This is a genomic window from Erythrobacter sp., assembly GCF_036351135.1.
Lineage (GTDB): Bacteria > Pseudomonadota > Alphaproteobacteria > Sphingomonadales > Sphingomonadaceae > Erythrobacter.
In genome coordinates this window covers 1-6,820 of sequence record NZ_JAZBON010000008.1, presented here as the reverse complement: position 1 = coordinate 6,820, position 6,820 = coordinate 1, and the positions used below count along the sequence as shown (strand labels likewise).

Below are 6,820 nucleotides of genomic sequence, written 5' to 3'. Positions count from 1 at the left end.
GGCCGAACCGGGGAGACCTGCCATCGCGCGGATGGCGGGACCATCCGCCGCCTGGCGCAAGGGGGCCGCAGCACGTGGTACTGCCCGCGCTGCCAGCGATAGGGCCGCTCGCTTCGAAAAGGCGCATTTTCTTGACCTTCGCTCGTTTGGCCGGTAAGCGGCCCGCTTTCCGACGCATGGAGAGCTGCTCCGGGCGTCCCTTTCGACCAACCCGAGACACCTCCGGCCGCGATCCTGCGGCCACAACGAACGCGAGACAGACAAAACGCCATGGCCAACACGCCGCAAGCCCGTAAGCGCATCCGCCGCAACAACCGCCGCGCGGAGGTCAACACCGCCCGCATGAGCCGCATCCGCAGCTTCATCAAGAAGGTCGAAACCGCGATCGAAGCGGGCGACAAGGACGCGGCGGCCAATGCACTGAAGGCGGCCCAGCCGGAAATGCAGCGCGGTGTCGCGCGGGGCGTACTCCACAAGAACACCGTCGCGCGTAAGATGTCGCGCCTGACGAAGCGCGTCTCCGCGCTCTGAACGCGGTTCCGCCGGCACGCCCTCGCGGGCGAATCATCGGCGGGTCCCATCAGTGATTCTACCGAGTTCCGGACCCTGACGGTCCGGTCGTGACCCGAGGGGCTGCGCCGTCCGGCTGCGGCCTCTTTTTCGTGCGACAAATGTGACCGCGAACCGCTTGGAAAATGTAAGGAAACTCAACGATTCGCGAGCGTGCCGGAGTGCTTCGCAAAGCAAAACAGGCACTTGAACGGGGGCCTGCGGGCTAGCGCTGAGTCAACCGGATTATTTCATTTTTTTTAAAATCGTCTGCTTGCCTTGAGTGCCGAACGGCTCTTAATTCGCCTCTCACCCGGAGCGGGACAGTCCGGGTTCTTGAAAGCTGATCGACAGGTGTTTCCCGTGGGACCGTGATTCCCGGGGGGTTAACCTCTATTGCCTGTCGCAAACGAGGTTCGCCGCCCGGGACATGCGCGTCCGGGCGGTAAGACGGAACGGGGATGAGATGGTACACAAGATTGACAAGGCGCGGACCACGCGCCGCTCCACCGACGACGATCTCATGGAAGACGCCGAAGCGGTGAACCTCGCCGCCGACTGGGCCGATATCAGCCAGGGCCTGCGCAAGGATCTGGGGCACCAGCTCTACAGCCAGTGGATCCGCCCGATCCAGCTTGGCCGGATCGACAAGGAAACGGGCACGCTCGACCTCTATCTGCCCACCGAATTCGCCGCCAATTGGGTCAACGACCGATTCCGCGACCGTCTCCAGCTCGCGTGGAAGATAGCGCGCAGCGAAGTGCGTCAGGTGCGTGTCCAGGTCCACCCGGGTCGCCGCCAGCTGCCCGAGCTGAACCTCGACGATTCGCGCCGGCCGGCCAATGACGGCGCGAGCACGATCGCGGTCGCGGCGGGGACGATCGGCGACGTTGGCTTCACCGGCTCGGTCGGACTCGACCCTTCGCTGACCTTCGCCGCCTTCGTCACGGGCGATGCCAACGTGCTCGCCTGCAACGCTGCCCAGCGCATGGCCGCGGCCGAGAAGCCCCAGTTCTCGCCGCTCTACCTCAAGGCCGCGACGGGACAGGGCAAGACGCACCTGCTCCACGCGATCGGCCACGCCTATCTGCAGGCCCACCCGCGCGCGCGCATCTTCTATTGCTCGGCAGAGCGCTTCATGGTCGAATTCGTCCAGGCGCTCAAAGCCAACCAGATGATCGAGTTCAAGGGGCGCCTGCGCAGCTTCGACCTGCTGCTGGTGGACGACATCCAGTTCATCATCGGCAAGGCGAGCGCGCAGGAAGAACTGCTCTACACGATCGATGCGCTGCTGGCCGAGGGCAAGCGGCTGGTCTTCGCCGCCGACCGCGCCCCGCAGGCGCTCGACGGAGTCGAGCCGCGCCTGCTCAGCCGCCTGTCGATGGGCCTCGTCGCCGACATCCAGGCCGCCGACATCGAACTTCGCAAGAAAATCCTCGAATCCAAGCTGTCGCGCTTCGCCCCGCTTTCGGTGCCCGAGGACGTGATCGATTTCCTCGCCCGGACGATCACCCGCAACATCCGCGAGCTGGTCGGTGGGCTCAACAAGCTGATCGCCTATGCCCAGCTGACAGGACAGGAAGTCTCTCTCCAGCTGGCCGAGGAACAGCTCACCGACATCCTCTCGGCCAATCGCCGGCGGATCACGATCGACGAGATTCAGCGCACCGTCTGCCAGTTCTACCGGATCGACCGCTCGGAAATGAGCTCCAAGCGCCGTGCGCGCGCCGTTGTCCGTCCGCGGCAGGTGGCGATGTATCTCTCGAAGGTGCTCACCCCGCGCAGCTACCCTGAGATCGGGCGCAAGTTCGGCGGACGCGACCATTCGACGGTCATCCACGCCGTTCGCCTGATCGAAGACCTGCGCCAGCGCGATGCCGACATGGACGGCGACGTTCGCAGCCTCCTGCGCCAGCTCGAAAGTTAATTCGCACCCGATCTGCACCGGTTTTCGACAGGCTTGCTCACAGGCCCTGTCGACCGTCGATGCACCGCCCGTGCACGGCTGATCGACAGGTCTGTCCACAGGCCTGTCGACAGGCCGTGCACAGGATGCCAACAGCTTGTCCATGAGCCTGTCCCCGGCACGCCTCGACCGTTTCGCCCGTCACATCGTCCTGCCCGAGATCGGCGGCGCCGGGCAGGTGGCGCTCTCGCGCAAGCACGTCGTCGTCATGGGCCTCGGCGGGATCGGCTCGCCGGCGCTGCAATATCTCGCCGCCAGCGGGATCGGGCGCTTCACCCTCGTCGATGACGACACGGTCGACGTCTCCAACCTCCAGCGCCAGACGATCTTCACCACCCGCGACGTCGGCCACGGCAAGGCGACGAGCGCGCGGCGCTGGCTCGCCAATTTCGACGACGCGCTCGCGGTCGAGATCACCGATGCGCGCCTGACGGGCGAGAACGCCGGACGGATCATCGCGGGCGCCGACCTCGTGCTCGACGGGACCGACAATTTCGCGACCCGCCTCGCCGTTTCGGACGCCTGCGTCGCGGCCGGCGTCCCCCTGCTCTCCGCAGCGGTGGGACGATTCCAAGGCCAGGTCGGTGCCTTCGCCGGGCACCTGCCGGAGCAAGCGTGCTATCGCTGCTTCGTCGGCGATGCCTTCGATGCCGAGGATTGCGACACCTGCGCCGAAGACGGGATGCTCGGCGCAATGGCGGGCTGGACCGGGAGTTTCGCGGCAATGCAGGCGGTACGCGTCCTGCTCGAAGGAGTGAGCACTTTCGGAAAGCCGCAATGGGGCCGGCTTCATCTGCTGGATGGGATCGCGCCGGGCATGCGCACGCTCAATATTGCAAAGGACCCCGCCTGCAGCGCCTGCGCCACGCCCTGACGCGACAGCGTCTCGCCCCGTCGCAGCCCGTTGCACAAGCGGAACCGGCAAGTCGTCCTCTCGTTGATCTAGTGAAACGAAAGGACATATTCATGCCATTTCTCAATGTTTTCATCCTTGCCGCCGGCGCGCTCTTCGGCTTTTCGCAGTGGCAGAAGATGAAGAAGAAGACACCGAACGATCATCGCCCGCGTCCCGAGGAAAAGTTCAAGGGTGGCGGCGAACCGACGAGGGCGCGCCCGTAAGCGCGATCAAGCCAACTTCGAAGGGCCGGCCATTGTGCCGGCCCTTTTCGTGAGCATTCGGCAGGAAAGGCCGAGAGCCGATGGCCGACAAGGATCGCAACGAACTCGCCGAAGATCGCACCGACTGGGCGGAGGACCGTACGCTCATGGCGAACGAGCGGACCTTCGCCGGCTGGATGCGCACGGGATTGGCCGCGGTAGGGGTTGGCCTCGGCTTCAATGCCCTGTTCGGCAAGATCGAGCCCGCCTGGGCGGGCAAGGCGATTGCGAGCGCGTTCATCGTAATTGGCGTGTTCGTTTTCGTCGCGGCCGAACGCAATGCAGCCGCGGTCAAGAAGCGGCTCGACCCGCACAAGGCAGCACCCATTCGCAGCCTCAAGCTCAAGCTGATTGCAGGCGCAATGGCGATCGCGAGCATCGCCCTCGTAGCGGCGATCTGGGCGATCGACCTGCCGGGAAGGGGCTGATCAGCGGCCGAGCACCTCTTCGACCCATTCAGGCACGATCACGCTCGCCGGGCCGTGGCGTGATTCGGTAAAGAAGCGGCTGCCTTCGCTCGGCTCCAGGTTGAGTTCGAGCGTGCGCGCGCCGTTAATCGCCGCTTCCTGGACGAAGCCCGCTGCCGGATAGACCGCGCCGCTCGTTCCGATGCTGACGAAAAGGTCGCACGTGCCGAGAGCCTCGTAGATCCGTTCCATCCGGTAGGGCATTTCGCCGAACCACACGACGTCGGGCCGCAGCGTCGGCGCCTGGCAAACCGGGCAGGCGGGCCGATCGGACAGCGGCGCATCAATGGGCGAACGCATCTCGCAGGAAGTGCACAGTGCGCTCGAAAGTTCGCCGTGCATGTGCAGCACGTCCTTCGACCCTCCGCGTTCGTGAAGGTCGTCGACATTCTGCGTCACCAGCAGCAGGTCGCCGGGGAACTCCGCTTCGAGCCGGGCGAGCGCGCGGTGGGCCGGATTGGGCTCGACCGATCGCAGCGCGGCGCGCCGCGCGTCGTAGAAGCCTAGCACGAGGTCGGGATTGCGCGCGAAACCCTCGGGCGTCGCGACGTCCTCGATCCGGTGGCGCTCCCACAGCCCGCCCGCGTCGCGAAAGGTGTCGATCCCGCTTTCCGCGGAAATCCCCGCACCTGTAAGGATGACGATGCGCTCGAACTTTGCCATGAACGCCTTTGACCACATCGGGCGGAGCGAATGCAATGAGCGAGGGAGCGCGGCGTTTCGCCGTGATCGGGCACAAGGGGCGCATGGGCCACGCGATCGCTAACGCGATCGAGGAAGCGGGCCACGAATTCTGCGTCGGAGTCGACATGGGGGGCGATCCCGAACCCTTGCTCGGTCAGTGCGAGGTGGCGGTCGATTTCTCCGCGCCGGACGCGCTGGCGGCGAACCTCGCTGCGGCGAAGGCAGCCGGCATCCCGATCCTGATCGGCACGACCGGCCTCGCCGAGGCACACTTCGCGATGATCGGCGAGGCGGCGAAGGCAATTCCCGTGCTCCAGACCGGCAACACCTCGCTCGGCATCACCCTCCTTGCCTATCTCGTGCGCGAGACCGCGGCGCGGCTGGGGCCGGATTGGGACATCGAAGTGCTCGAGATGCATCACCGCCTCAAGGTCGACGCACCCTCGGGCACGGCCAAGCTGCTCGGCGAGGCGGCTTCCGCAGGGCGCGGCATAAAGCTCAGCGACAACATGGACAGCGGGCGCCACGGCTTCACCGGAGAAAGGCGGGAAGGCGCGATCGGCTTCGCCACCCTGCGCGGCGGGACCGTTGCGGGCGAGCACAGCGTGATCTTCGCCGGGGACCAGGAACGGATCACCCTTGCGCACAGCGCCGAGGACCGCGCGATCTTCGCCCGCGGCGCGGTGAAGGGCGCGCTGTGGCTGATCGGACGCGAGGCGGGCCGTTACCGGATGGAGGACGTCCTCGGCCTGTGACCCTGCGTTCGAAAGCCTATGCCGAATTGTTCGCCTCGGCCCGCACCGATGGCAAGCTGACGCTCACCAATCGCTTGATCGTGGTCGCGATACTCGCATCGGTCGCGGTCGCCATCGTCGGGACGGAGCGCGCCATTGCGAGCGAGAACCGGAGCGCGATCCTGTGGGCCGAGTTCGGGTTCGGCGTCCTGTTCCTGATCGAATACTGCGCCCGGCTGTGGGCCGTCGCGGAGCGGGCCGGACCAGAGAGCGACCGCGCCAAGCGGCTCGCGTGGGCGCGTTCCTTCTTCGCGCTCATCGACCTCGTGGTCGTCGTCATCACGCTCATTCCGTTCATCCTCGCGGGCGCACCGATCCTGCGGCTGCTGCGGCTGTTCCGGCTCGCCGCCCTGCTCAAGTTCGGCAAGTTCTCGATGGCGCTGAAGGCGCTGGGCACCGCAATCCTGGAACGGCGCTACGACCTCTACGTCACCGGGGCGCTGGCGCTGGTGCTCCTGCTGGGCGGCGCGACCGCGCTCTACTGGGCCGAGGGCAAGGTCCAGCCCGAGGCATTCGGATCGATCCCGCGTGCGATGTGGTGGTCGGTGATCACGCTGACGACCGTGGGCTACGGCGACGTCTCACCCGTAACCTCGCTCGGCAAGGTGCTCGCCGCCTGCGTCGCGGTGGGAGGGATCGGGCTCGTCGCGATGCCGACCGGGATCATCGCGGCGGCGTTCTCGGACGCGATGCAGGCCTATCGCGACGGGCTGGAGCCCGGCGACGACCCACGGAAGATGCCCTGAGCGGACCATGACAAAGGACCAGATCTTCGAATTCTTCCGCCGCCTTGCGGAGGACAATCCCGAGCCCCGGACCGAGCTCGAATACGGCAATGCCTTCCAGCTCGTCGTCGCGGTGGCGCTGTCGGCGCAGGCTACGGACGTCGGCGTGAACAAGGCGACCCGCGCGCTGTTCGCGAAGGTAAAGACGCCGCAGCAGATGCTCGACCTCGGGCTCGAAGGGCTGACCGAGCACATCCGCACGATCGGCCTGTTCAATTCCAAGGCGAAGAACGTCATCGCCCTCTCGCGCATCCTCGTCGAGGAGCACGGCGGCGAGGTCCCTGCGAGCCGCGAGGAGCTGGTGAAGCTGCCCGGCGTCGGGCGCAAGACCGCCAATGTCGTGCTTAACTGCTGGTTCGGCGAGGAGACCTTCGCGGTCGACACGCACATCTTCCGGGTCGGCAACCGCACCGGCCT

10 protein-coding genes are annotated in these 6,820 nt (G+C 66.2%); 9 read left to right on the top strand and 1 reads right to left on the bottom strand.

The genetic code is table 11. The features are described 5' to 3' along the window. The 6 genes from V2I30_RS01120 to V2I30_RS01095 all read left to right on the top strand — a co-directional run. Positions 1-102 (top strand): zinc finger domain-containing protein (locus tag V2I30_RS01120; RefSeq protein WP_330660223.1); only part of this gene is annotated, 102 nt, incomplete at its 5' end. Between the two features lie 168 nt (positions 103-270). Continuing rightward, positions 271-531, top strand: a complete 261-nt coding sequence (gene rpsT, locus V2I30_RS01115; RefSeq protein ID WP_330660222.1) for a 30S ribosomal protein S20 — start codon at positions 271-273, stop codon at positions 529-531. Positions 532-1,015: 484 nt separating this feature from the next. Then, complete coding sequence (gene dnaA / locus V2I30_RS01110; protein WP_330660221.1) at positions 1,016-2,476, top strand: chromosomal replication initiator protein DnaA; 1,461 nt, start codon at positions 1,016-1,018, stop codon at positions 2,474-2,476. Positions 2,477-2,618: 142 nt separating this feature from the next. After that, positions 2,619-3,389: a HesA/MoeB/ThiF family protein gene (locus tag V2I30_RS01105; protein WP_330660220.1), complete on the top strand. Its 771-nt coding sequence runs from the start codon at positions 2,619-2,621 to the stop codon at positions 3,387-3,389. Positions 3,390-3,481: 92 nt separating this feature from the next. Further along, entirely contained in the window at positions 3,482-3,634 is a 153-nt protein-coding gene (locus V2I30_RS01100; protein WP_330660219.1) for a hypothetical protein, read from the top strand. An 80-nt stretch (positions 3,635-3,714) separates the two neighbouring features. Continuing rightward, on the top strand, positions 3,715-4,101 hold the full coding sequence (locus V2I30_RS01095) for a YidH family protein (RefSeq protein ID WP_330660218.1): 387 nt from the start codon (positions 3,715-3,717) through the stop codon (positions 4,099-4,101). Here V2I30_RS01095 and V2I30_RS01090 read toward each other — a convergent pair whose 3' ends face one another. Next, positions 4,102-4,803, bottom strand: a complete 702-nt coding sequence (locus V2I30_RS01090) for an NAD-dependent deacylase (protein ID WP_330660217.1) — start codon at positions 4,801-4,803, stop codon at positions 4,102-4,104. Positions 4,804-4,838: 35 nt separating this feature from the next. Here V2I30_RS01090 and dapB point away from each other — a divergent pair, with 35 nt between their 5' ends. The 3 genes from dapB to V2I30_RS01075 all read left to right on the top strand — a co-directional run. Next, positions 4,839-5,579 (top strand): 4-hydroxy-tetrahydrodipicolinate reductase, encoded by a 741-nt coding sequence (dapB, locus tag V2I30_RS01085; protein WP_330660216.1) that lies wholly within the window; start codon positions 4,839-4,841, stop codon positions 5,577-5,579. After that, positions 5,576-6,364, top strand: coding sequence for a potassium channel family protein (locus tag V2I30_RS01080; protein WP_330660215.1), 789 nt, complete (start codon positions 5,576-5,578; stop codon positions 6,362-6,364). The genes dapB and V2I30_RS01080 overlap by 4 nt, the downstream gene beginning before the upstream one ends. Positions 6,365-6,371: 7 nt before the next feature. Then, the coding region (locus V2I30_RS01075; protein WP_330660214.1) for an endonuclease III domain-containing protein at positions 6,372-6,820 on the top strand (449 nt) is incomplete at its 3' end.